Origin of the sequence: Erwinia sp. SLM-02 (assembly GCF_037450285.1) — a bacterium.
Lineage (GTDB): Bacteria > Pseudomonadota > Gammaproteobacteria > Enterobacterales > Enterobacteriaceae > Erwinia.
In genome coordinates this window covers 1,471,016-1,494,862 of the sequence record NZ_JAQISN010000001.1, presented here as the reverse complement: position 1 = coordinate 1,494,862, position 23,847 = coordinate 1,471,016, and the positions used below count along the sequence as shown (strand labels likewise).

Here is a 23,847-nt window from a genome sequence, read left to right as displayed (position 1 = left end):
CGCACGGCTATATATTTACGCCACACAATTAACTATTTCCATGTTGTTCTTGCCGCATAAAAAGAAACCCCGCGATTAAACGCGGGGTTGAGTACAGGTTCAGCTTTAACAGCGATTAGAAGTCGACGTTCACGCCCAGCTGGAAGCTGCGGCCCGGCATCACGGCCAGCGCGTTATCATAGCCGTCCTGCGCGGTATTCTCCGTCAGCTCGCGGCTGCTGAGGTAATCGCGGTATTTGCGATCGGTAAGGTTATAAACCCCACCGCTCAGCTTGACGTTTTTGGCCACTTTCAGCCATGCGGTCATATCCACCATCCCGTAGCCCGCAATACGCATATATTCTGCGGTAGAGTCGGTGATTGGCGTCCCCACGTTGGTGTAGCTTTCGCGGTTGGTGGCTTCAGCCTGCTTGCCCTTCACGAAGGTGGCGGTCACCGCAGCACCGTAGCGCTGTGCCGGATCGTCCCACGCCACACCCACGATCGCTTTCATCGGGGCGACGCTTTCCAGATCGACATACCGGTCGCCGTTATAGCTCGACTTAGACTGACCTTTGCTGTACGCCACGCCAAAGTTAGCGCTCAGGCCGTTAACCTCTTCAAACCAGGTGCCAAAGTGAACCGTGGTGCTGATTTCACCGCCCCAGATGTAGGCTTTATCGCGGTTCTCAGCCTGATAGGTGGTGTAAATGTTAGACGGCACGTTAACGAACTTGTCCGGGTTCGCCGCACGACGATAGCGGGAATAGGCAATAAAGTTCTTGTAGCTGTTGTAGTACAGCGAGGTGTTCAGCGTGACGCCCTCAACGGCTTCACCCTTCACGCCCCACTCGAAGTTATTGCTGGTTTCGGTATCCAGATCGGTGTTGCCGATCAGCGCATACTGTGCCGGACCGGCATAGCTTGAGCCGAGGTTCCACGAACCGTACAGCTGGCTGGCGTTCGGGAACTGTGCGCCGCGCTTGTACTGGATATAGGTCATCAGCGTTGGCGTCAGGTCGTAGTTGAAGCTGATGGACGGCAGCACCTGGGTGTCTTTGTTGGTTTTGCCGTACAGCGTTTCAACCGACGCGCCGTTCAGCGCGGTGCTGTTGGCGGTCAGATTATCCAGGTTCTTCGGTTTGGTTTCCTGATGGGCGACGCGCACGCCGGGCACCACCGAGAAGTTGTGGCCGCTGAGATCGAACTGGATATCATCCTGTACGAAGCCACCGAGCACCGAGGTACGGCTGTCGCCCTGCGGCTTCATCACCACGCTGAACGGACCCGGTGCCGGAGACTGGCGGAACGGGCGTTCGGCATCGCTGATGCGGCCGTTCAGACCGGCGCTCAGGTTATGGCGACCCAGCGTTTTCGCCAGCTGCGTTTCCAGCCCGTAGGTTTTCACGTTGTAGTCGGAGTAGACGCGCTGAATATTGCCCGTCGTTTCATCCGGCATCAGCGTGTTGTCATGGGCTTCCGTTTGCTGCCAGTAGGCTTTGGTGGTCAGGCTGTCGACCCACTGGCTGGAAGGCGTCCACTCATCTTTCACCGAGGCACCCCAGCGGCGGGTATTGCTCTGCTGGTTGGCCGGGCCGAGGATCGCGCTGCCGGCATTATTCCAGCTGTCGTAGTTGGTGTGCTTAACCTTGCTGTAGAAATCCAGCACGCCGGTAAATTTGTGCTCGTCGTTCGGCTGCCAGATGCCGGAGGTTAGCACCGCATCGGAGTGCCAGTTCGCCGGATAGGTTTCATGCACGCCGCTGTTGTTGCGGGTTTCCTGACCGTCACGGCGGCTGTAGGCAATCAGGCCGCGCAGGGTCTGGTCGCCGGCGGCGGCGGTGATGCCGTTATGCCAGCTGCGGCTGGAGGAGTCGTAGTCGCTCTGATAACCGAAATAAGTATCTTTACCCGGCTGCAGGTAATCGTCGGCGGATTTCGGCTGGAACGAGACGGAGCCGCCCATGGCGTTGTTGGCGTAGGACGTTTCGGTGGCACCGGCAACGATATCGATCTGCCCGTAGACGTAAGGATCGATGTAGTCGCGGCCGATACCGAAGGTGTTCACGCCCGCGCGGCTGGCGTAGCTGCGGCCGGTGGCATCCGGCTGCGGAATGCCGTCAACGTCCAGCGCCACGCGGTTGCTTTCCAGCCCGCGAATGTTGTACCCGGTGTAGCCGCCGCGATCGAAGCCGCTTTTACCGTCGGACGAACCGCTGTTAGAACCGGTGGCGCTGACCGCCAGCTGGTTGCGCATCACCGATCCGAAGTCGTTGCTGCCGCGTTTTTGCAGCTCATCGGCAGTGATAGTGGTCTTCGTCCCGGCAACTTTCTTAATATCCGGGGCGGTCACGGTCATAACCGGTTCGCTGTTTTTAACCGGTTTGACCAGATTCTGTTTCTGGCTGGTGTTAGCAACGTCGTTTTGCGCAGCAGGCGCTTCTGCGGCATTCACGGCAGCGGTAAAAAACGTCCCCATGACGAGAGACGTCTGTAGCAATCCCCTGCGGGATGAAAATTTGAGCATGTCAAATACCCTGATCTATTTTATTGGTATTTGCCCGGCATCGGCTTCCTGTACTAACGGGTGTGTAACGAATCTAAAAAGGGTATTGCAGGTGAATCTTTATATTTTGCGACATCATATATAAATGATAACCATTATCAATCTCAAATTAATAATTATTTACACTTTGCGGCGGAACTTTTTCACCGGTTAAACGTTGCGCTGTCATTGAAGTGTGCAGTGTAGCCGCTAACGCGGAACGAAAACCATCGGTAAAACATTGATTTAGCGATATAAATAAGGTAGCTCTATCGCTGGAAAGTTTTAATCCGCGTTCAGAACCCACCCGACGGCGTTCCTGTGGCCTGAACGCCTCGGTGAGCTTAAGGTTACTGACGGCTGATTAAGCCAGTGACTGACAGGCTGATTTATGGACGTGTTGGCTGGTTGGCTGGCTGCTGGTTATAAACGGTGAAGCAGCGAACCAGCCGGTCAGGCAGGATTTACAGATAATCAGGACGCGGCGAAGTCGGTCAGCACCGCCCCTTCCATCCGGTAGCGCACCCACTCATCCTGCGGCGCGGCACCGATGCTTTTGTAGAAATCGATGGCCGGCTGATTCCAGTCCAGCACGCTCCACTCCAGGCGTCCGCAGCCGCGCGCGACCGCCAGCTGGGCAATATGCCGCAGCAGCTGTTTTCCCGCTTTCTGGCCGCGAAAACGCGGGGAAATGTACAGATCTTCCAGATAAATTCCGTTTTTTCCCAGCCAGGTGGAGTAACTGGTAAAGAAGACCGCGTAGCCTGCCGGCTCGCCGTCAATTTCGCAGATTAACGCTTCAGATTTACTGTCAGCGGCAAACAGCGTCTGCTCAATATCCGCCTGAGAAGCGACCACTTCATGCAGTGCTCTTTCGTATTCAGCCAGCTCGGCAATCATTGCAAAAATCAGCCCGGCATCCCGGCGTTCCGCGTTGCGGATAACAATTGTCATGGAAATTCCTGTCGTGCATTGAGTTGATGGCGGGCAGAATAGCCGCTAATCTCCGATGAATGAAGTGCATTTTTAACAGCATACAGTGAATATCATGCATCCTAACTTACGTAACCTCGACCTGAACCTGCTGCTGGTGTTTGATGCGGTTTACCGCCACCGGTCGGTCGCCCGCGCGGCGGAGGAGCTGGCGCTGAGCAACTCGGCGCTCAGCCATGCGCTGAGCCGGCTGCGTCGCCATATGGGCGACGAACTGTTTTACCGCGTCGGTCACGAGATGCAGCCCACCCTGTTTGCCAGCGCGCTGGCGGAATCGGTGAACCACAGCCTGTCGCGGCTGAATCAGAGCGTGCAGAAGCGGCCGCGCTTCGACCCGGCCACCAGCCAGCACGAATTCACCTTCGCCGTCACCGATTTCACCACCTTCAGCCTGTTTCCCGCGCTGATGGCGAAGGTTCAGCAGGTTGCGCCGGGGATCCGCTTTCAGCTGATCAACAGCGAGCAAAAGGTGGCGCTCCACGAGCTGATGGCCGGTCGGGTGGATTTTGCGCTGGGTTTCAGTGAGGTTCACGATCGCCCGCTGCCGGACATTGAAGAAATGGACTGGATGGAAGATGAGTACGTGGTGATTGCCTCACCGCGCTTTTTCCCGGGGGACCGGCCTGTTGACCTCCAGCAGTATATCGCCGCGCGGCATCTGGTGGTCACGCCGTGGAATGAGGAAACGGGCTACATCGACAGTGAACTGGCGCTGCTGGGGCTGGAACGCGATATTGCCCTGCGTATGCCGTCGGTGCTGGGCGCGCCTTTTATTATCGCCCAAAGCCCGCTGCTGATGACCATTCCGCGCTATGCCGCCGAACGCCTGCAGCCCAGCGTGGAATTCCGTATCCACCCACTGCCGTTTGCTATCCCGCGCTACCGGGTCAAAATTTACAGCTGGCAGAAAAACAGCCAGCGCGATGCCTGCCGCTGGCTGCTTGAACTGCTGCACGCGCTGAAAAATCAGCCAGCGTGAGTCAGCTGCGGTTCGGTTTTACCCGCATAGCGGTTCTCACGCGCCGGCAGATCCAGCCGCGCCCGCAGCGTGGTGCGATCGTCCTGATGCCAGTAGCCGCGTGCGGCAAGGATCGGCAGCACGTAGCGGGTCACGTCGTCCAGCGCCTCGTTCAGAACCGGGCCGCAGATGATAAAGCCGCTCGCGCCGCCCTGCTCCACCCAGCGAATAAAGGTGTCCGCCACCTGCTCCGCCGTGCCGAAGAACTCGCCTTTCGGCAGCGTCGTCCGGTAGGCCACTTCGCGCACCGTCAGCTGTTCTTCTTTCGCCAGCCGCTTGATTTGATCGGTGGTTGAGCGGAAGGTGTTTTCCCCCAGCGTGCCGAGATCCGGGAACGGACCATCGGGATCGTACTGGCTGAAGTCATGGTGGTCGAAGAAGCGACCGAGATAGCTGAGGGCATCGTCCAGCGACAGCAGCGACAGCAGGTAGCGATATTTTTCTTCCGCTTCGGCTTCCGTTTTGCCGACGATTGGCGTGATGCCGGGGAAAATGCCCGGCGTTGGTTTCTGCTGCGCCCGTGCCTCAGCGTTCAACCTGTGCGCGTAGCTTTCGGCTTCTTCCAGCGTGCGGGCGTTGGTGAACACCGCATCCGCCGTTTTGGCCGCCAGCGCGATACCGGTATCCGAGGCGCCGGCCTGGAAGATCACCGGCTGACCCTGCGCCGAGCGCTGGATATTCAGCGGCCCGGCCACCGAGAAGTATTCGCCTTTGTGGTTCAGCGCGTGCAGTTTTGCGGCGTCAAAGAAAACCCCGCTCTGCTTGTCGCGGATAAAGGCGTCGTCCTCCCACGAGTCCCACAGTCCCTGCACCACCTGCAGATACTCTTCGGCAATGCGGTAGCGCTCGGAGTGCTGAGGATGCGCGCGGCCAAAGTTGCGGCCCGACCCTTCCAGCGGGGAGGTCACCACGTTCCATCCCGCGCGTCCGCCGCTGAGTAAATCCAGAGAGGCAACCTGGCGCGCCACGGTAAAGGGATCGCTGTAGGAGGTGGAAATGGTTCCGGCCAGGCCAATGCGGTGCGTCACCGAGGCCAGCGAGGAGAGCAGCGCTATCGGCTCGAAGCGGTTAAGGAAGTGCGGCAGCGACTTTTCATTAATGTGCAGACCGTCGGCAACGAATAAAAAATCCAGCCCCGCCTCTTCTGCCTGATGCGCCAACTGGTGATACCAGTTAACATTGACGCTGGCGTCTGCGGGGACGTTATGATGCCGCCAGGCATTCATATGACCGCCCGCTCCCTGTAACATCAGACCGAGTTTAATCCGGCGTGCAATCTGGCTCATAGGCTAACTCCGTGGTATTCCGTGGTAATAAGTTATGCCTTCAGATTTCCATAAAATCGCCGCAGATTTAAATATCAATATTGGCTTTGCATTGCCGCTTTGTGTCTAACTCACTGGAAATATTGCCATGATCGTTCGTCCTCATCAGCACTGGTTCCGCCGTCTGTTTTCCTGGCGCGGCGCGGTGCTGTCCAAAATAATGTTTCGCCTTGGCCTGAATCTGCTGATGTCGATTATCGCGGTGTTCAGCCTGCAGTGGTACGAAACGCTGGGCGTGCACCTCACCACCGCGCCGTTCAGCCTGCTGGGCGTGGCGATTGCTATCTTCCTTGGCTTCCGCAACAGCGCCAGCTATGCGCGTTTCGTTGAGGCCCGCACGCTGTGGGGTTCACTGCTGATTACCACCCGTTCGCTGCTGCGGCAGGCCAAAGGCGCACTGCGCCGCGATCCGGCGGCGGTGGCCGAATTCACCGCCCTGCTGCTGGCCTTCAGCTGGGCATTGAAGCATCAGCTGCGTGGCACCGACAGCAGCGAGGATATCCGCCGCCTGCTGCCTGCCAGTCTGCAGGCGGAGGTGCTTGCCAGTCCGTTTCGCGCCAACCGGTTGCTGCTCTGCCTGGGGGAGTGGCTGGCGCAGCAGCGCGATCGCGGCGCGATCTCCGACCTGCTGTATAACGGCATCGACCATAATCTGAACACCCTGTCGCAGGTGCTGGGCGGCTGCGAGCGCATCAGCAACACCCCGATCCCGTTTGCCTACAGCCTGATCCTGCAGCGCACCGTTTATCTGTTCTGCACCCTGCTGCCGTTTGCGCTGGTGACCGACCTGCACTATATGACCCCGGTGGTATCGATGTTTATCTCCTACACCTTCCTGTCGCTGGAGTCGCTGGCGGAAGAGCTGGAAGATCCGTTCGGCGTGGACGCTAACGACCTGCCGCTGAACGCCATCTGCAACACCATCGAGCGTACCCTGTGCGATATGAACAATGACGCACTGCCGCCGTCGCTGAAGCCGGACGCCCGCTTTAACCTGATTTGAATCCTCCCCAGCGATTTCACCCGTCAAAACAGCGCGCAATGCGCTGTTTTTGTTCGAAGATTAGTGTTTGCTGGCGCAGTGAGCAGATTGATGGTTTTCCATCATAAAAGCGGTTTCACCACCGAAATCCGCTGTTTATAGTGAAATATCGCCGTCGGTGGCGAACCCATCCGCTTGATGCCCTACACATAATAATCAGGAGCTGCCATGTTTCCGTCCTCACTACCCAAGGCCCGCACGCTTGACCCGCACGCCGTTCCTTCCCTGCGCTGGGGAATTATCGGCCCGGGCTGGATTGCCGAACGCTTTGCCCACGCGCTGAAAGAGTTCACCTCGCAGCGGCTGGTGGCGATTGCCTCACGCTCGCAGGATCGTGCCAGCGCCTTCGCCAGCAAAATGGGCATTCCGCAGGCCTTTGGCAGCGCCGCCGAACTGCTGGCCTCACCGGACATTGATGCGGTGTACATCGCCACCCCGCACAACCATCACTATCCCGACGGCCTGCAGGCGCTGAACGCCGGCAAGCACGTTCTGATCGAAAAACCGCTGGCGCTGAACGCACAGCAGGCGCGCGGGCTGGCCGAACTGGCAAAAGCCAAAGGCCTGCTGTGTATGGAGGCGATGTGGTGCGACTTCCTGCCGAAGTACGACGTTATTTCCCAGCTGCTGGAGGATGGCGCGCTGGGCGATCTGCACACCCTGCTGGCCGACCACGGTGAGTTTTTTACCCCCGATCACCGTATTTTCAACGCCGACCTGGCGGGCGGGCCGATGATGGATCTCGGCAGCTATCTGATCGGCTTCAGCGTGAAGGTAGCCGGTGCACCGGTTTCCATTCATGCCAGCGGGCAGCAGGTTCCGGGCGGCGTCAACGGTCAGGCTTCGATGCTGCTGACCCACAGCAACGGCATGCACTCGGTGCTGAACACCACCCTGTTCAGCAACACGCCGTGCGCGGCGGTGATTGCCGGTCGCGATGCCACGCTGGAGATCGGCGGCGCATCGTTCTACGCGCCGGGGCCGTTTACCCTCACCTCCAGCCAGGGCGGCAAGGTACTGCACTTTGATGAACCCCGTAACCGCTACGATCAGCTGTTCCACGAAGCGGTTCACTTCGCCTGGTGCGTGGGACAGGGGAAAACCGAATCGCCGGTTCGCCCGCTTTCCGCCTCGATTGATACGCTGGCGGCGATGGATGAAGTGCGTCGTCAGATTGGTCAGGTGTTTAACGAAGAGAAGTAGTTTCAGCGTCTGAAAGAGAACGAGTAAAAGCCGCCTGTTTTTCTGGCGGCTTTTTTAATTCCGGTCATGGCAGATCCAGCGCACGGATATTGTTAGTAGCGACGATAATTCCGCTAAACGCTGAGCATGATACCGACCGCCAGCGGCGATCGGCTGCGGTGATATTTTACAGCAGCTCAACCCGGCAGAAGGTGCCGGTTTCCAGCGATTTCACCGCCGCTTCGGCAATCGCCTGCGCCTGTAGCCCGTCGTGCAGGCCCGGCACGGATACCGCTTCGCCGTTCAGCGAGCGGACAAACGCATCCAGATGCAGGTAGTAGGTTTCCTTTACGCGGTTGAACCAGTCGGCATACAGCGGCGGGCGGCTGATGCCACCGGTGCTATAAAGCGTGGCCCCCTGCGGGCTTTGTGCGGCGGAATCGGACATCCCTTTTGACCCCAGCACGGTAATGCGCTCATCGTAGCCGTAGCCGGTACGACGGGTATTATCCAGCTGCGCCAGCGCCCCGCTGCGCATTTTCATCATCAGCACCGAGGTGTCGACGTCGCCAAAGCTGGCGATTTCCGGCATCGCCAGCGCCGATCCCATCGCACCGATGGTGTCCACTTCATCTTCCGTCAGCCAGCGCAGCAGGTCGAAGAAGTGAATCGCCTGGTCGCGCATCTGGCCGCCGGAGGTTTGCAGATAGCTGAGCGGCGGCAGTTCGGACGCGCGGCAGACCATCTGGATCAGTTCAGCCTGACCGATCAGCCCCTGCTGCAGGTGCTGCTTGAGCTGATTGTGGCTGGGGTCGAAGCGGCGGTTGAAGCCGACCGTCACCGGCACCGGATGGCGGGCCACCTCGTCAACCACCCGGCGCGCTTTTTCCAGCGACAGGTCGATAGGTTTTTCGCAGTACACCGCCTTGCCTGCCGCCGCCGAGGCGGCCAGGAACTCGGCGTGTGACGGGGTGGAGGTGGCAATCAGGATGGTGTCGATGGCGTCACTGTTTATCGCCTCGGTCACCGTCCCCACGCGGGCACCGTAGCGGCGGGCAATCTCATCGGCGCGGCTGCGATCCTGGTCGGCCACCATCACCAGCTCAATATCCGGGTGTGCCGCCAGGTTTTTAGCATGTACCTGGCCGATAAATCCCGTGCCCAGCAGGGCAAACTTACGTTTTTGTACCATTTCGCGACGCCTTTATTGGTTAAACATCAGTGTTCGATTGCCAGGATAGCGCCAGTGAATATACTGGCTGAATCGACTTTTTGATGGAAATCCATCATGTGGAGTAAAGAGTGAAGAAGATCACGCTGGAGGAGCTGGCAAAGCAGGTTGGCGTGGGTGTTGCCACCGTCGACCGGGTACTGAACGAGCGCGGTGGCGTCTCTCCGGCGACCACCCGCCGCGTTCTGCAGGCAGCGAGAGAGGCGGGTCTGAGGCGCATCCTGCCGGACGCCCATCATCAGCCGTGGCAAATTGAACTGTTGCTCAGCAGCAGCGAGGCGTTTTTCTTCAGCCAGCTGAGCCAGGACTTCAGCGATCTTGCCGGTCAGCTTGGGTACGGTCAGGTGACGCTGCACCGCACGCTGATTGCCGAAGATAATCCGCAGCGGCTGGCGGCGCAGATCGTTAAGGCCAGCGAACAGCGCGACGGCATTATTGTTTTTGCCCATGAGCATCCGGCGATTTACGCAGCGCTGGAGCAGTGCGCGCATCGCCAGGTGCCGGTGATCACCCTGGCGACCGATCTTCCCGGCGCAAAACGGCTGTGCCACGTCGGCATTAACCAGCTGCAGGCCGGACGTACCGCCGGGCTGCTGATGGGGAAAATGATCGGTGGCCCCAGTGAAGTGATTATTATCAGCGGCCGCATGGATTACCTGGCGCACCGCCAGCGGGTTGAGGGCTTCAGCGCGGTGCTGGCCAGCCAGTTCCCGCACCTGCGGGTGCATAAGGTGCTGGCGGCGCTGGACGATCGCCAGCAGGTCAGCCGCCTGCTGGAGCGGCAGCTGTATGAGAGCAAAACCATTCAGGGCGTCTACAACACCGGGCTGGGAAATCGTGAAACGGGCGAGGCGCTGGCGCGCTACCGGCTGCTGAACAAAGCGGTCTTTATCACCCACGAGCTGTATCCCACCACCCGCACGCTGCTGGAACAGGATGCGCTGGCGCTGACGCTCGATCAAAACACGCGGGAAATGGCGCAGCGCTCAATGACGCTGATGCTGAAATATCTGGAGCAGCAGATAGCGCCGGATGAATACGCCGACGGCAAGATAGAGTTTGTGCTGTATACGCGGGAGAACTGCCGGTAATCAGCGCGGCAACGTGATGCTGCCGCGCGGACTGTCAGACTTCTTTAACGATCTGGCGAGTCAGTTCGCTACGAATATCGAAGCAGAGATTGCGCAGATTGAACTGGTATTTCGGCAGGGCAATATCGTCAATGTCGCTGCCGATTTTGCCGCGAATTTCCATATATTTGTTCAGCTGGCCGTTAATACGGTCGAAGCGCTGGCGGTACTGCTGATAGACCGTCACATTATAGGACTGCAGAGCATCCAGCTCGTCACGACACTGGCCAACCCGCGCATCAAAGGCACTCAAGGTCGGATTTTCCACAACCGGCTGTGGCGGCGGCGGCGGAGGCGAAACGCGTGGTTGCGGATGAACAGCACAACCCGTGACTAAAAAAGCCATCATCAGCGCCGGAACTAATTTATTCATATCATCACCAGATTGCGTTCCTGCTAGCGCAGGAGAAAAGGTAACCGTGCAACGCCGTTCATTGCACGCAGTTCAAGACCCGTAACAGGTTGAAGGAAGCGCTGAGATAATAGCAAAAAATGTCGCAAATTATCTACTTACTCAACCTTAAAGCCGTTCACTTTTCTTTAAATCAGGTTAATAACTACATTCGCTAATTAATGACTGTCCCGGCGATAAAAAAAACCGCCATCGTTAGCCGATAGCGGTTTGTCATATCTGAACTGCGCGGCCCACCGCAAACGGTCAGCCTTTCAGTTCAGGGAACCCGGCAGAAATTACATCTGCACCAGGTTTTTGATTTTCACATCCGGATTCACGTCAGCCGCGTAGTCCACGCCTTCCAGGCCGAAGCCGAACAGGTGCATAAACTCGGCTTTATAGCCCGCGAAATCGGTCAGTTCGTTCAGGTTTTCGTCGGTGACCACGGACCACAGGCGGGCGACTTCTTCCTGCACTTCCGGCTGCAGCTCTTTGTAGTCAGCGCGCAGACGGCCGGTTTCATCCAGGATTGGCGACGCGTTGTACAGGCTGTCTTTGAACAGGCCGTAAACCTGCTCGATGCAGCCTTCGTGGGTGCCTTTCTCTTTCATCACTTTAAACAGCAGTGACAGATACAGCGGCATCACCGGAATGGCGGAGCTGGCCTGGGTTACTACGGCTTTCAGCACGGAAACGCGCGCGTCGCCGTTGCCGTGAGCGGCCAGGGTGTCGCGAATGGTCAGAACGCGTTTGTCCAGATCCTTCTTCGCTTCGCCGATAGAGCCGTTCCAGTAGATATCGTGGGTGATTTTCTCGCCCAGGTAGGTAAAGGCGGTGGTTTTCGCACCGTCAGCCAGCACGCCGGCTTCCAGCAGGGCGTCGATCCACATCTGCCAGTCTTCGCCACCCATAACCGCCACGGTGCCGTCGATCTCTTCCTGTGAAGCCGGTTCCAGCGCCACGTCGTGGATGGTTTCTTTGTCGGTATTCAGACCGCGGGTCACCAGCGGTTTACCGATCGGCTTCAGGGTTGAGTTGAACACTTCACCGGTTTTTGGATGGGTGCGGCGCGGCGCAGCCAGGCTGTACACCACCAGATCAACCTGGCCGAGATCCTGCTTGATCAGCTCAATGGTTTTCTGTTTAACCGCGTCGGAGTAGGCGTCGCCGTTGATGCTTTTCGCATACAAACCTTTCGCGGTTGCCAGCTCTTCAAAAGCCGCTGAGTTATACCAGCCGGCAGTGGCGGGCTTGCTCTCTTCGCCCGGGCGTTCAAAGAACACGCCCAGCGTGTCTGCACCGCAGCCGAAAGCCGCAGAGATACGCGCCGCGAGGCCGTAACCGGTTGAGGCACCGATGACCAGAACTTTTTTCGGGCCGGAAGCGATTTCGCCCTGAGCAGTAACGTACTCAATCTGTTTTTCTACGTTAGCTTTACAACCCGCCGGATGGGCAGTAACACAGATAAAGCCACGAATGCGTGGTTTAATAATCATGTCGACCTCAATTTAGGAAACTTTTTCGGCGCTAGAATACCGCTTATGCCCTTCCAGTCAAAGCACGGATGCGTGCTTATCGCCCGACAGGCTACTCTCAGCGCGATGACTGTCTATTCTTTAAGCGCAGCGTCCGCCGCCGCGAGGTACGTTGCCATCTCATCCTGCGGCACCATGCCGCCGCCGGTGGCCCACACCAGATGCGTTGCGCCCGCCAGCGCCGGGGTCGGGATCCCCTGCTTCGCCAGCTGTTCAGGCTGCGCGGTTATCCGCCACGGGCCAGCCATGCCGGCCAGCGCCGACGGCTCCAGCGCCAGCTGCTGATGACGCGCCGTCAGGCCCAGCAGCGCGTACATCTCGTCATCACTGAGAGTATAAAAGGCACTCAGCAACCGTTCCATCGCCCGGCCAACAAAACCCGAGGCGCGTCCCACGGCCAGCCCGTCTGCGGCCGTCACGTTATCAATGCCCAGATCCTGCACCGAAATCGCATCGTGCAGGCCGGTATGCACGCCCAGCAGCATGCACGGTGAATGCGTGGGTTCGGCAAAGATGCAGTGAACGTTATCGCCAAAGGCCAGCTTGAGGCCAAACGCCACGCCGCCGGGGCCACCGCCCACGCCGCACGGCAGATAGACGAACAGCGGATGCCCGGCATCCACGCGGATCTGCTGCGCGGCCAGCTGCGATTTAAGCCGCTCTCCCGCCACCGCGTAGCCGAGGAACAGGTTGTGCGAGTTTTCATCGTCGATAAAGAAACAGCGTTCGTCCGCCTCGGCCTGTTTCCGCCCTTCCGCCACCGCCACGCCGTAATCCTGGTCGTACTCCACCACGGTCACGCCGTGGCTGCGCAGCTTCTGCTTTTTCCACGCGCGCGCGTCGGCGGACATGTGCACGGTCACCTCAAAGCCCAGGCTGGCGCTGATAATGCCAATCGACAGGCCGAGGTTGCCGGTGGACCCCACGGCGATGCGGTGCTGGCTGAAGAACTGGCGAAACGCCGGCTGCGCCAGGCAGGCGTAGTCATCCGCGGGCGTCAGCAATCCGGCCTCTGTGGCCAGTTTCTCCGCATGGGCCAGCACTTCATAAATTCCGCCGCGCGCTTTGATGGAGCCGGACACCGGCAGGTGGCTGTCCTTTTTCAGCCACAGCTGGCCTGCGAGCCGCTGGCCGTAGCGGGCATCCAGCGCCGTTTGCAGCGCGGGCAGCGGACAAATCGGCGATTCAATAATACCGCCGCTCGCCTGCGTTTCCGGGAAGGCGATCGCCAGCCAGGACGCAAAGCGCTGCAGCCGCGCGGCCGCATCGACCACCTGTTCGGCGCTTAGTCCTACATACGGATAGCCTTCCTGCAGACGGGTATAGCCGGGATTAAACCAGGTGACTGGTTGTAGTGCGCATAAATCATTTAGCAGTGGAAAATTCTGCTTCAGGCCTTCAACGTTCGTTAACATAGTTTCTTCTCCTGAATCCGTCGGAGCGGTGGCTCATTCAATGCCGGCCGGCCTGAAAATCGGGCGCTGACGGCAAAGTATGATCGCATTCAAATTTCTGAAAAATATAATAAAAAGAACACTATGCAGTTTACCTGCATAACTATCAGCTGGAAACCGTCCGTTAAGCAACTCTGGCCGCACGCCGAGGGTAACTATGCAGTTTGAGGCCAAAAACCTGCACCAAAACGGAGCAATTTACAATTATTTAATAAGTTTGAAACTTTTTTTTGGTGTTAAATTGATGGCAGCTCAGTGCGATGTCCTGAGCAATCCACGGTAATTAGTAGTTATAACTAAGCAACGCGCGCCGGCGTCTTAATCGCCACCGACGAAGCGGGGCTAATAAAATAAAGGTTTGTTATGGAAAAGCTATCTTACGTATCTGAAGGCAGCAAGACAGCCTGGTCAACCTACCTGCAGCAGATCGATCGCGTTGCCCCCTACCTCGGTGAACTGTCGCGCTGGATTGATACCCTGCGCCATCCCAAGCGCGCGCTGATCGTTGATATTCCCCTCCAGATGGATGACGGCACCATCCGTCACTTCGAAGGCTTCCGCGTGCAGCACAACCTCTCACGCGGCCCGGGAAAAGGTGGCGTGCGCTACCATCCCAACGTTGACCTGAATGAAGTGATGGCGCTGTCCGCCTGGATGACCATTAAATGTGCCGCGGTCAACCTGCCTTACGGCGGCGCGAAAGGCGGCATCCGCGTCGATCCTTTCGCCCTGTCCGAAGGCGAGCTGGAGCGCCTGACCCGTCGCTACACCAGCGAAATCGGCCTGATTATCGGGCCGCAGAAAGATATTCCGGCACCCGACGTCGGCACCAACGGCAAGGTAATGGCCTGGATGATGGATACCTACTCCATGAATCACGGCACCACCATTACCGGCGTGGTAACCGGTAAGCCCATCCACCTTGGCGGCTCGTTAGGGCGTGAAAAAGCCACCGGTCGCGGCGTGTTTATTACCGGCCGCGAAGTGGCCCGCCGCAGCGGCATCGAACTGGAAGGCGCAAGAATTGCCGTGCAGGGCTTCGGTAACGTTGGCAGTGAAGCCGCACGCCTGTTTGCCGCTGCCGGCGGCCGCGTGGTGGCGATTCAGGATCACACCGCCACCCTGTTTAATGCGCAGGGGATCGACCTGGCCGCATTAACCGAATGGCAGGCGGCCAATAAGAAAATCGCCGGATTTACCGGTGCTGACGTGATTAGCGATGACGCTTTCTGGGACGTGGAGATGGATATTCTGATCCCGGCCGCACTGGAAGGACAGATTACCCGCCAGCGCGCGGAAAAACTGCACTGCCGGCTGGTGCTGGAAGGCGCGAACGGCCCCACCTTCCCGGAAGCGGATGACGTGCTGGCCGAGCGCGGCGTGACCGTAGTGCCGGACGTGATCTGCAACGCCGGCGGCGTGACCGTCAGCTACTTCGAGTGGGTGCAGGACATGGCCAGCTTCTTCTGGAGTGAAGACGAGATCAACGAACGCATGGATAAGATCATGACGGAAGCGATGATCCACGTCTGGGATAAAGCACGCGAGAAAGAGTGCAGCCTGCGTACCTCAGCGTATATCGTTGCCTGTGAGCGCATCCTGATGGCGCGTAAAGATCGCGGCATCTATCCGGGTTGATTTCTCTGCTTTCGGGGCGGGCCACCGCCCCGATGTCTGACTTCGCTTTCCCCTGATTCACTTCCCACCCGGCCACGATGACGGCATCGCCTGGCTGCCTTCAGCGGCTACCGATTACCCCCCGGTACTTTCCTCTGAACAACGACGCTACACGCCTGCTTCGCCCGACGTGATATTTTTCTATCAAAACCTATCATTTGCGCGATAAGTCAGCGATAAAACATGATCGACTTCAAAGAATTAATATTTCATTTGCATAATAAATGGAATTTTAATTTCTTTAACTTTAGGCTGTTCCCATTCGCAGGCCGCTGCGCGTCAGAAGATCAACGCAGACGGAAAATGATATAAAACTATCAAAGACATCAAATGAAAATGATAGCTATCATTCACCCTCACAGCGCATTGAAGTCATCAGAATGAGAGAAAACCGATGAAAAAAGCTTTGCATGGCGTGTCCGTTTTACATTCTAACGCGGTCACCCAGCTGCGTATCGCGCATGAAACCGGCTTTGATGCCCTGGAACTGCTGCCAGAACATCTGTTTCGCTATCTGGAGCACGGCGGCACGCTGGAGAAATACAGGCAGCTGATGCAGCACTACAATATCGAAATCAGCTGTATGAACGCGCTGAAACGTATTGGCCGCCATCAGCCGCAGGAACGCCGGGAAATGCTGGATGAAGCAGACCGGATCTGTCGCGCGGCCCAGGCGCTGGGCTGCCCGGTGGTGCAGATTATGGCGCTGAATGAAATTGACGCGCTCTCCGAAGCGGAACGCACCGCGATCCTGACGCAGAACGTCCGGGATATTGCCGCCATCGGTGCGCAGTACGGCATTAAGTTCCAGATTGAGGTGGTGGCCTTCACGCCATTTAACAGCCTCAAACAGGGCAAGGCGATTATTGATGCCGTGGGTGCCGATAACGTTGGCGTGGTGATTGATTTCTGGCACCTGTATGCCGGTGGCGATACCACGCCGGAAGAGGTCGAAGCCCTTGATGTGAATCTGATTTACGGCGTGCATTTTTGCGATGGCCGCCGTTTGCACCCGGGAGAGGCGTGGGACGAGCGCGTACAGCGTAACTATCAGCCCGGTGAAGGCGAAGTGGATATCGACCGCTGGGTGGCTGCGGTGAACAAAACCGGCTACGGCGGCGTCTGGTGCCCGGAGCTGCTCAGCCCGACGCACTGGGAAGACGATCTGTGGCAGATCGCAAAGGATTCAATGGACAGCCTGACGGCGTACACCAGCAAGTAAGGTAAGAGATAAACAAAACCGCCCTCTTACTCCGCGTGGTGCTTTTCAGCACGGCCATGCGGGGTAAGAAGGGAGGCGGTAAATGAAGTAGGGTTGGCAAGATGACTGGCAGGTTCCCTACGGAACCTGCCCTTTTTTTAGGCGTTTTTGGCCGCCGCTTCCGCTGCCTGATAGCGCTGCTTAAAGGCGTCGTTCTCTTCCACCAGACGCAACGCCGCTTCAATCAGCTCGTTCTGCACCAGCGTGGTCGCCCCACCGCTGGTGGCCCAGTGAATATACATCACGCACAGCGCCGCAACCTGCAGCGCCTCACCCTCTTCATTTGTGCCATCAAACTGGTACTCGGCCAGCGACCAGTCATAGATGGCGTTCACAAACGGCATGTCACCGCTTTCATCCAGCGCCGGCAGGGTGTTAAACAGTTCGACCATTTCCGGCGTGGCTTCATAATTCTGGCGGCCAATCGCGTCCAGCTTGCGGCCATGGGCGCGGGATTTGTTGGCCTGCTTCGCTTTTTCTTTTGCGCGTTTATTGCGCTTATCCTGTTTTGTACTCACGGTTTTCTCTGCATGCAAAATTGAATGGGGCGCAGCATAGCACAGTGCGGCACCGGGCCGAACTGCGGCGGCGGGAAATGCCCGCCGGCGGTGGTGTCGCGTCCGCGCCACCGGATGAACGCTAAGGTTCCAGCCTGCGCCAGGACGCGCGGTTAACGCTGGCCGGGTTAATCCACTCTGGCAGGCGGTTTATGACTTGCCGATCAGCAGCGACACCAGCCCGGCCGCAATCAGCGGACCGACCGGCACGCCGCGGAACAGCGAAACCCCGATAATGGTGCCAATCAGCAGGCCCCCAACGATGGTCGGCTGGCTGCTCATCAGCGCAACGCCGCGCCCGCCAACCCAGGAAACAAAAATACCGATGGCAATCGCCAGCAGGGACTTCCAGTGCAGGAACGAGTGCAGCAGCGTACTGGAAGGCAGTGAACCGCTGGCTATCGGCGCCATCACGCCGATGGTCAGAATGATAATCCCGACGGTAACGCCCTGCTTCTCTATCCAGGGAAAGGTCTGCTGCAGCGGCGTCAGACGAATGGCTACCAGCACCAGCAGGGCAATGGTCACGGTAAGGTTATGGCTGAAATAACTCAGGGCAGCGAGGAACAGCAGGATCACTAATGACAAATCGAACATATTTATTTCCCGGACGACAAAATCGGTTGCAGCATATTGTTATCACAGCATAAACATTTTTTTCACATCCTCTACTTTTTTTTCCCGACCACCGCACTGGCCTGCCGCCCAAAATAGCGATAGAACGCCACGCTGAAGTTGTTGGCGTGGCGGTATCCCACCTGCCAGCCCGCCTGCGCCACCTGATAGCCCTGCTCCAGCAGGCGGTGCGCCTTTTCCATGCGCAGCTGCAGCAGCATCTGGCCGGGAGTGGTCTTAAAGCGTTGATGGAACCCCTGCTTGAGCTTGTAGTCACTCAGCCCCACCGCCATCGCCAGCGTGCTTAATGAAAAGGGTTCATCAAGGTGCGCCAGCATCCAGTCGCGTGCCTGCTCCAGCCGACGATCGTCGCCGGGATGCAGCGGCCTGTGCCTGGCCTCTTCCACGATATGCCGCTGCTGGGCCAGCAGGTTCAGCGCGTGAATGTGCAGCATCAGCGTATCATCACCGCCCTGCGCGAGCTGTTCCAGCAGCGCTCCCGTGGCCCGGCTGTAGGGGGTGAACGCGTGATTGACCACGCGCCCGGTGGCAAACAGCCTGTCGCTGACCGCCTGGCCAAGATAGTGAGTCACGCTGTCAGCGCTCAGCAGCAGGCGCAGCTGCCTGACCGGTTCACCGGCGCGGTAGCGGCGCTCTCCCCGGCTGCCGTGAAAGCTGGTGACGGTCAGCTGGCCCGCGTTGAAGTCGGTTTCGCTGCCGTCGCGTCCGCGGAACTGCGAGTGCCCGCCCAGGCCAAAGGTCAGCACCAGCATCGGACGATCGTGCGGATTGCAGGTTTCTTCAATCAGCGGCCGCACCGGCTGGTAGTCGGAACAGACCACGGTAAAGCCTTCGGCAACCGGACTGAAACGGGAATGACACGAGCCCACCGTGGCCGGAAGGGAGCGGATATTGCCCCGCTGTTCGGCGTCCGCCGACGTCAGCCGGTAGCTTTGTGTTCCCTGAAAGGCCTGAATCATCACCGTCACCGTATCGCAGAGTAAAATCACCGCCTCGCATATAAACGAGGATAATAAGCATTCTCATCTATAGATATCATAGTTGCTGACCCCGCGCTATCGACAAACGATGAGGATGAGAATGGTAAGACCTTACTGGGGCCTGCTGCTGGCCGCCCCCGGCATGATGGCAGCCACCGCCGACGTGCAGAATAATGAGATGGTTGTCACCGCCACCAAAACCGAGCTGCCTGCCGTGCAGGTTCCGGCTTCGCTCTCGGTTTTATACGGTGAAGATCTTGAAGAACGCCGCGTGGACAGCGTCAGCCAGCTGGCGGCGATGACGCCGGGTATGGCGTTTCAACCCTGGGGCCAGGCCGGCACCAACCTCGCGGTGGTGCGCGGCGTGACCGGCAGCGGCAGCGGGTTTAACTCGGCGATGCTGCTGAGCGAAGACGGCGTGCCGCTGCTGGCCGGCCAGGGCTTTGATAATAACTTCCTCGACGTGGATCGCGTGGAGATCCTGCGCGGGCCGCAGTCGTCGCTTTACGGACGCAATGCCGAAGTCGGGGTGATCAACGTGGTGACCCGCACGCCGGATAACCTTCAGCGCGGTGAAATTACGGCGATTGCCGGCAGCCGTCAGCGGCAGCAGCTGCGCGGCAGCTTCAGTACCCCGCTGGTTGAAGATCGGCTGTATGCCGCAGTAGTGGGTGAGTGGAAGTCGCAGAACGGCTACGTCGATAACACCACCACCGGCGGCAAAGCAGACGATCGCGAGCGCAACAACGCGCGCATCTTGCTGCGCTGGACGCCGAACGACGCTGACGATCTGCGCCTGCGCTACAGCCAGCAGCGCTATCACGACGGCGGTTCGCAGTGGGGGCCGGCGGCCAGCCGCGACAGAAAAGTCGCCAGCGGCAGCGATTCCTGGAACCACTCGCAGGCCAGCGTGGTTTCCCTGGACTACCGCCACCTGCTGTCAAACGGCTGGCAGTTCCGTTCGATTACCGCCCGCACCGAGATCCTCGACCGCATTCAGCAGGATACCGATTTCACGGCGGCGGACTCGCTGCGCATGCAGCGCGATAATCGATTCACCACCCTCTCGCAGGAGTTTCGCCTGCAGGGCGAAGGCAGCAGCCACCGCTGGCTGACCGGGCTGTACGTCGATCGCGACGACAATGATTACCGCTTTGTGCAGAAGCTGCCGATGATGTCCACCGAAATGCGCAACGCCCAGCGCGGCCATACGCAGGCGCTGTTTGGCGAATGGACGCAAATGCTGGGCGGGCCGTGGAGCGTAACGCTGGGTGGACGCATCGAGCGCAGCGAAATTGACATGTCACCGACCGGCATGGATAAACGCAGCGCCAGCTGGCACAACGTCTCGCCGAAAGTCACCGTGCAGTATCAGTGGCAGCCCGATTTGCAAAGCTATGCCAGCTACAGCCAGGGCTATCGTGCCGGCGGCTATAACCTCTTCTCACCGGCGACCGACTATTTCCGCTATAACCCGGAAAAAGTGCATTCGTGGGAGCTGGGGGTAAAAGGCCTTTCCGACGACCGCCGCCTGCGCTACAGCAGCGCCGTCTACCTGATGGATATCGACGATATGCAGGTGCAGCAGGTGGTACAGGCCGGCGTGGTGTACATCAACAACGCGGCCAAAGCCCGCTCCACCGGCTGGGAGCTGGAGGCCGACTACAGCCTGCTGCCCGAACTGCGCCTGCAGGGTTCACTCGGCCTGAACCATACCCGCTTCGATAGCTACCGCGACGGCAGCAACGACTATGCCGGTAATCACAACACCTTCGCCCCGGACGCCACCGCCAGCCTCGGCCTGCGCTACGAGCATGCCAGCGGCGCATACGGCCTGATGCAGTGGCACGGTGCCAGCCACAGCTTCCTCGACGCGGGCAATCAGTATCGCCAGGCCGGTTATGGCGTGGTAGATGTCACCGTGGGCTACGGCTGGCGCGATCTCGACGTTTCGCTGTTCATCGATAACCTGACCGATAAAGAGTATGACGCCGTAGGCTATCTGAACGGCAGCGTACGCATCTACAGCCCGCCGCGTGAAGTCGGCCTGAAAGTGAGCTACACACTATGACCTTTCCCATCAGCCTGATCGACCGCCTGGCCGCAGACAGCGTGCTGGCTGACAGCGTACAGCTGGCGCTTGAAAATCATCTTTTTGACCATTTGCAGGCTCCGCTCAACGCGCGACAGCTGGCGACACAGCTGCGGTGGCATGCCGACCCGACCGCCCATCTGCTGGAGCTGCTGTGGAGCTTTCAGCTGCTTGAGCGCCAGCCGCTGGACGGATCGCTGTATTACCGTACCGCGCCCGCCGTCCGCCCCTACCTTTGCCAGCAGGGCGAACGGTACATGGGCGATGCGTGGCGCTATCGCCTGCAGGCGCTGCGTGGCTTTGGCCAGCAGCTGACTGACATGCTCAGCCAGCCGCTGCCGGGTTATGGCGATCAGCTGCCGCACGATGCCGCCTGGGCCGCCGCCGCCGGGGGGCAAATTGCCCAGGAGCAGCGGGCGCTGACCGCCGATACCGCCTGCGCGATTGCCGCCACCGTCGCCCAGTTCAACCGCCCGGCCAGGCTGCTGGATATGGGCGGCGGGCCGGGCCTGGTGAGCGCGGCGCTGGCGCAGCGCTATCCGCAGCTGACCGGCGTGGTGCAGGATCTGCCGCTGACCGCCGAGGTGGCGCAGGGCCATCTCGTGGCTGCCGGGGTCAGCGATCGCTTCAGCGCGGTGAGCGAACTGGCGGAGCGCGATCGCTTCGATATCATCTGGTGCTCCTCTTTCCTGCATTTCGTTGCCGATCCGGCGCGGACGCTGGCCGAACTGTATCAGCGGCTGAATCCGGGCGGCGTATTGATCAGCGCCCACGCCCGGCTGGGTGACGATCCGCAGCAGGTGAGCCGCGTGCTGCCGTTCTTTCTGCCGCTGCTGATGCGCGGTAAGCACGTCTTCCACCACGACAGCCTGTCGCAAATGCTGACCGACGCGGGCTTCCGCGTGGAGGATCGCGGTGAGCAGCCGTTTCCGATGGCGCCGCTGCACGTGCACTGTGCCTTTCGTGAGGAGAAGCCGTGAACCGCGCGCTGCTGCAGCTGATGTTCTTCTGGTTTAACGTCAGCCTGACGCTGCCGGTGACCTGGCTGATGCTGGGCCTGCCGCTGATCCTGCACCAGCAGGGCTGGAGCGGCCAGCAGCTTGGCCTGTTCCAGCTGGCGGCGCTGCCTGCGGTGATCAAACTCTGGCTGGCGCTGCCGGTGGAACGGGGACGGCGGTTTCGTCAGCGCTATAAAAGCTGGGGAAGCCTGCTCTGGCTGGGGCTGGCGCTGCTGTTCGCCCTGCTCAGCCAGTTCGATCTGCAGCAGAATAAAAGCCTGCTGTTTGCCCTGCTGCTGTGCTGTAGCCTGCTGCTGGCCTGGTGCGACGTGCCGGTCAACGCCCTGGCGATTGCGCTGTTTCACGACAGCGAGCAGGCCAGGGCGGGGAGCGTGCGTGCCGCCGCGCTGTTTACCGGTGCGGTGGGCGGCAGCGGCATCATGCTGCTGCTGTGGCAGCATCACGGCTGGGCTTTGCCCTGCCTGCTGATGAGCGCCGCCGCCCTGCTCTGCGCCCTGCTGCTCAGGCTGCTGCCGGAGCCGCCCGCGGGAGAGTCCCGCCGTGTTGATATGCGCGGTTTCTTCCGCCAGCCGGGAGGCAAAGGCTGGTATCCACTCTGCGTGCTGGCTTTTCCGTTCCTCGGCAGCGGCTGGCTGTGGCTGAAGCCGCTGCTGCTGGATGCCGGTCTGCCAATGCATCAGGTGATTATGTGGGTGGGCGTGGGCGGCAGCGTCACCGGCGCCGTGGTCAGCCTGATCGGTGCCCGCTGGCTGAACCGGCGCAACGCCAGCGCCGCGCTGCCGGGCTGGCTGCTCTTTGCCGGCGTGTCGCTGCTGCTGCTGGCGGCGGGCGTGTCGCTCAGGCTCTCCGCCGGCCTGCTGCTGGCGATCTCCACGCTGATGGCCTGTGCCATCGGCGGGCTGTCGGCGCTGATGTTTATGCTGATGATGGCGTTCAGCCGTGAGGAAAACCGGGCGGTGGATTACGGCATTCAGGCCAGCCTGTTTACCCTGTCACGCCTCAGCGTACCGCTGTTCAGCGGGCTGCTGCTGGACCGCTTTGGCGGCGGGGTGATGCTAACGACGCTGGCAGGCTGTACGCTGGCGGTGGCGCTTTACGCCTGGCTGCAGCGGCGGGTTATTGCAGCCAGGCTGATACAGTCGTAATCAGGCAAGGCTGTCGATCGCGGCCTGCAGGCTGACCTGCGGGCCGCTCAGCACCGACAGCGTGGTGTGGATCAGCTTTTCGGCCCCGCTCATCGATGCCTGAGCCAGAACAATACAGCCGAGCGCGCATTCAGGCCGCTGGCGGATGTAGTCAGCGATAACCTGATGGTAGCCGGCGATATCGCCCTGGTTAAACCACGCCCACGCACGCGGGATCAGCTCCACCACCAGGCGTTCACCCGGAATAAAGGCGCTGAACAGGCGGGTCGTCGACGCCAGCGTCGAGCTGGCGGTGCAGAGCACCAGAATAGTACCGTGATAGCGCGAGGAGACTTTCGCCAGCGTGGCATCAATTCGCAGGACCGGCCTGCTGAACTCGGCTTCAAAGGCGGCTACGCCCAGCGTGGTACAGGTGACGATCACCACGTCGGCCTGCTCGCACAGTTCGTTAATCGCCTGACGCGTGGCGGCGATAATCTCCGGCGTGACCTCATTTTTCGCAACCGCGCGGTCAAACAGATCGCTTTCCACGCGGTGCAGCAGCTCAACGTCCGGATAATCGAGGGCGAGCAGCGCCTGTTCAAAAACCGCAATATTACTTCTGGCCGCATGCAGGCAGGCGACAATGGCCATATTTTCCTCCGGGGATGAA

Annotated in this window: 20 protein-coding genes; 9 read left to right on the top strand and 11 right to left on the bottom strand. The window is 59.5% G+C overall.

Annotated elements, in window-relative coordinates; genetic code table 11:
• Positions 1–115: 115 nt before the first annotated feature.
• Entirely contained in the window at positions 116–2,506 is a 2,391-nt protein-coding gene (locus PGH32_RS06915; protein WP_337893574.1) for a TonB-dependent receptor domain-containing protein, read from the bottom strand.
• Between the two features lie 492 nt (positions 2,507–2,998).
• The gene (locus tag PGH32_RS06910) at positions 2,999–3,478 is read right to left on the bottom strand and encodes a GNAT family N-acetyltransferase (protein ID WP_337893573.1); all 480 of its coding nucleotides are present in this window, start codon (positions 3,476–3,478) and stop codon (positions 2,999–3,001) included.
• Between the two features lie 94 nt (positions 3,479–3,572).
• On the opposite strand from PGH32_RS06910, the gene PGH32_RS06905 reads away from it, so the two are divergent.
• On the top strand, positions 3,573–4,496 hold the full coding sequence (locus PGH32_RS06905; protein WP_337893572.1) for a LysR family transcriptional regulator: 924 nt from the start codon (positions 3,573–3,575) through the stop codon (positions 4,494–4,496).
• On the opposite strand, the gene PGH32_RS06900 is transcribed toward PGH32_RS06905, so the two are convergent.
• A complete protein-coding gene (locus tag PGH32_RS06900; protein ID WP_337893571.1) occupies positions 4,484–5,821 on the bottom strand; it encodes an LLM class flavin-dependent oxidoreductase in 1,338 nt (445 codons plus the stop codon). The two genes, PGH32_RS06905 and PGH32_RS06900, sit on opposite strands and share 13 nt — an antisense overlap.
• A gap of 127 nt (positions 5,822–5,948) precedes the next feature.
• Between PGH32_RS06900 and PGH32_RS06895 the strand changes: the two genes are divergently transcribed.
• Together PGH32_RS06895 and PGH32_RS06890 are read left to right on the top strand one after the other, a co-directional pair.
• Positions 5,949–6,863, top strand: a complete 915-nt coding sequence (locus PGH32_RS06895; RefSeq protein WP_337893570.1) for a bestrophin family protein — start codon at positions 5,949–5,951, stop codon at positions 6,861–6,863.
• 207 nt (positions 6,864–7,070) lie between these two features.
• Entirely contained in the window at positions 7,071–8,105 is a 1,035-nt protein-coding gene (locus tag PGH32_RS06890; protein WP_337893569.1) for a Gfo/Idh/MocA family protein, read from the top strand.
• A 166-nt stretch (positions 8,106–8,271) separates the two neighbouring features.
• On the opposite strand, the gene PGH32_RS06885 is transcribed toward PGH32_RS06890, so the two are convergent.
• The gene (locus PGH32_RS06885) at positions 8,272–9,276 is read right to left on the bottom strand and encodes a Gfo/Idh/MocA family oxidoreductase (protein WP_337893568.1); all 1,005 of its coding nucleotides are present in this window, start codon (positions 9,274–9,276) and stop codon (positions 8,272–8,274) included.
• A gap of 110 nt (positions 9,277–9,386) precedes the next feature.
• On the opposite strand from PGH32_RS06885, the gene PGH32_RS06880 reads away from it, so the two are divergent.
• The gene (locus PGH32_RS06880; RefSeq protein WP_337893567.1) at positions 9,387–10,406 is read left to right on the top strand and encodes a LacI family DNA-binding transcriptional regulator; all 1,020 of its coding nucleotides are present in this window, start codon (positions 9,387–9,389) and stop codon (positions 10,404–10,406) included.
• Between the two features lie 34 nt (positions 10,407–10,440).
• On the opposite strand, the gene PGH32_RS06875 is transcribed toward PGH32_RS06880, so the two are convergent.
• From PGH32_RS06875 to PGH32_RS06865, 3 genes are all read right to left on the bottom strand, one after another.
• The gene (locus PGH32_RS06875) at positions 10,441–10,818 is read right to left on the bottom strand and encodes a hypothetical protein (RefSeq protein ID WP_337893566.1); all 378 of its coding nucleotides are present in this window, start codon (positions 10,816–10,818) and stop codon (positions 10,441–10,443) included.
• A 317-nt stretch (positions 10,819–11,135) separates the two neighbouring features.
• The gene (gene fabV / locus PGH32_RS06870) at positions 11,136–12,335 is read right to left on the bottom strand and encodes an enoyl-ACP reductase FabV (protein ID WP_337893565.1); all 1,200 of its coding nucleotides are present in this window, start codon (positions 12,333–12,335) and stop codon (positions 11,136–11,138) included.
• Positions 12,336–12,448: 113 nt separating this feature from the next.
• Positions 12,449–13,789, bottom strand: coding sequence for a D-serine ammonia-lyase (locus tag PGH32_RS06865; protein WP_337893564.1), 1,341 nt, complete (start codon positions 13,787–13,789; stop codon positions 12,449–12,451).
• A 402-nt stretch (positions 13,790–14,191) separates the two neighbouring features.
• On the opposite strand from PGH32_RS06865, the gene PGH32_RS06860 reads away from it, so the two are divergent.
• Both PGH32_RS06860 and PGH32_RS06855 read left to right on the top strand, forming a co-directional pair.
• Positions 14,192–15,466, top strand: coding sequence for a Glu/Leu/Phe/Val family dehydrogenase (locus tag PGH32_RS06860; RefSeq protein ID WP_314420118.1), 1,275 nt, complete (start codon positions 14,192–14,194; stop codon positions 15,464–15,466).
• Positions 15,467–15,899: 433 nt separating this feature from the next.
• Positions 15,900–16,727 (top strand): sugar phosphate isomerase/epimerase family protein, encoded by an 828-nt coding sequence (locus PGH32_RS06855; RefSeq protein ID WP_337893563.1) that lies wholly within the window; start codon positions 15,900–15,902, stop codon positions 16,725–16,727.
• Positions 16,728–16,864: 137 nt separating this feature from the next.
• Here PGH32_RS06855 and PGH32_RS06850 read toward each other — a convergent pair whose 3' ends face one another.
• The 3 genes from PGH32_RS06850 to PGH32_RS06840 all read right to left on the bottom strand — a co-directional run bounded on the left by PGH32_RS06850 (position 16,865) and on the right by PGH32_RS06840 (position 18,918).
• On the bottom strand, positions 16,865–17,284 hold the full coding sequence (locus PGH32_RS06850; protein ID WP_314420113.1) for a hypothetical protein: 420 nt from the start codon (positions 17,282–17,284) through the stop codon (positions 16,865–16,867).
• 189 nt (positions 17,285–17,473) lie between these two features.
• Complete coding sequence (locus PGH32_RS06845) at positions 17,474–17,920, bottom strand: DUF441 domain-containing protein (protein WP_314420111.1); 447 nt, start codon at positions 17,918–17,920, stop codon at positions 17,474–17,476.
• A 71-nt stretch (positions 17,921–17,991) separates the two neighbouring features.
• Positions 17,992–18,918, bottom strand: coding sequence for an AraC family transcriptional regulator (locus tag PGH32_RS06840; protein ID WP_337893562.1), 927 nt, complete (start codon positions 18,916–18,918; stop codon positions 17,992–17,994).
• Between the two features lie 121 nt (positions 18,919–19,039).
• Here PGH32_RS06840 and PGH32_RS06835 point away from each other — a divergent pair, with 121 nt between their 5' ends.
• The 3 genes from PGH32_RS06835 to PGH32_RS06825 are packed head-to-tail and all read left to right on the top strand — an operon-like array spanning position 19,040 to position 23,195.
• Complete coding sequence (locus PGH32_RS06835) at positions 19,040–21,010, top strand: TonB-dependent receptor (RefSeq protein WP_337893561.1); 1,971 nt, start codon at positions 19,040–19,042, stop codon at positions 21,008–21,010.
• A complete protein-coding gene (locus PGH32_RS06830) occupies positions 21,007–22,011 on the top strand; it encodes a methyltransferase domain-containing protein (RefSeq protein WP_337893560.1) in 1,005 nt (334 codons plus the stop codon). The genes PGH32_RS06835 and PGH32_RS06830 overlap by 4 nt, the downstream gene beginning before the upstream one ends.
• Positions 22,008–23,195, top strand: a complete 1,188-nt coding sequence (locus PGH32_RS06825) for an MFS transporter (protein ID WP_337893559.1) — start codon at positions 22,008–22,010, stop codon at positions 23,193–23,195. The genes PGH32_RS06830 and PGH32_RS06825 overlap by 4 nt, the downstream gene beginning before the upstream one ends.
• On the opposite strand, the gene PGH32_RS06820 is transcribed toward PGH32_RS06825, so the two are convergent.
• Positions 23,196–23,828, bottom strand: coding sequence for a hypothetical protein (locus PGH32_RS06820; protein ID WP_337893558.1), 633 nt, complete (start codon positions 23,826–23,828; stop codon positions 23,196–23,198).
• Between the last annotated feature and the right edge of the window lie 19 nt (positions 23,829–23,847).